This is a genomic window from Mesorhizobium sp. M4A.F.Ca.ET.020.02.1.1 (assembly GCF_004022645.1).
Classification (GTDB): Bacteria; Pseudomonadota; Alphaproteobacteria; order Rhizobiales; family Rhizobiaceae; genus Mesorhizobium.
Genome location: NZ_RZOI01001106.1, coordinates 1 through 1,319, shown reverse-complemented (window position 1 = coordinate 1,319; position 1,319 = coordinate 1). Strand labels below are relative to the sequence as shown.

Sequence of the window (1,319 nt, the reverse complement as noted above, 5' to 3'; positions counted from 1 at the left end):
CATCCTGGCGTCCGACAGGCGCACCATGTCCTTGACGCCGAGCGCGGCCAGCTTCTTCGGGATCGGGATATAGCCGGCTTCCGGCATGCCGGGCGCGCCGCGCGGCCCGGCATTGCGCAGCACCAGCACGTCCTCGGCGCTGACGTCGAGCGCCGGATCGTCGATGCGCATGGCAAGGTCGGCGACGGATTCGAAGACGACGGCACGCCCGGTGTGCCGCATCAGCGCCGGCGAGGCTGCGGAATGCTTGATCACCGCACCGCGCGGACAGAGATTGCCCGACAGCACGGCCATGGCGCCCTGCCCCGTCACCGGCCGGCCGAGCGGCCGGATGACGTCCTGCGCATGCATGTCCTCGGGCTTCATGACGCGGTCGCCGAGCGTGCCGCCGTCGACCACCGGCGTCGTCAGGTCGAGGACACCGGAGAGTTCGGCCAGCAGCCTCGGCACGCCGCCGGCCTGGTGGAAATGTTCCATATAGTGTTCGCCCGACGGCTTCAGGTCGACCAGCACCGGCACCTCGCGGCCGATCCTGTCGAACTCGGCGAGATCGACCGGATGCCCGGCCCGGCCGGCGATCGCGGCGAGATGGATGATGCCGTTGGTCGAGCCGCCGATCGACTGCATGACGACCATGGCGTTGCGGATCGATGCCGGCGTGACGATGGCGCCGGGCAGCGGCGCGCCGGGGACGGCAAGCGCGGCGGCGACGCGGCCCGAGGCTTCCGCCGAGCGGACCCGCTCGGCATGGGGCGCCGGGATGGACGCGGCGAACGGCAGCGAGAAACCCATCACCTCGGCAATGATCGCCATGGTGCTGGCGGTGCCCATGACCATGCAGGTGCCGACCGAAGGCGCCAGCCTGCCGTTGACGAGGTCGATCTCGACGGCATCGATGTCGCCGGCGCGGTGGCTCGACCACAGGCGCCGGCAGTCGGTGCAGGCGCCCAGCGTCTCGCCCTTGTGGTGGCCGACGACCATCGAGCCGACCGGCACCACGACCGTCGGCAGGTCGGCGCTGATCGCGCCCATGATCTGCGCCGGCAAGGTCTTGTCGCAGCCGCCGATGACGACCACCGCGTCCATCGGCTGCGCGCGGATCATCTCCTCGGTGTCCATCGCCATCAGATTGCGCAGCACCATCGAGGTCGGATGGGCGAAGGATTCGTGGATGGAGATGGTCGGGAACACCATCGGCAGCGCGCCCGAGAGCATGACGCCGCGCTTGACCGCCTCGATCAGTTGCGGCGCGTTGCCGTGGCAGGGATTGTAGTCGCTCGCGGTGTCGACAATGCCGACGATCGGCCGCTCCAGCGCAT

Annotated in this window: 1 protein-coding gene; it reads right to left on the bottom strand. The window is 69.9% G+C overall.

What is annotated here, in order from left to right:
* The coding region (locus EN742_RS35215; protein WP_128333897.1) for a dihydroxy-acid dehydratase at positions 1 to 1,319 on the bottom strand (1,319 nt) is incomplete at both ends.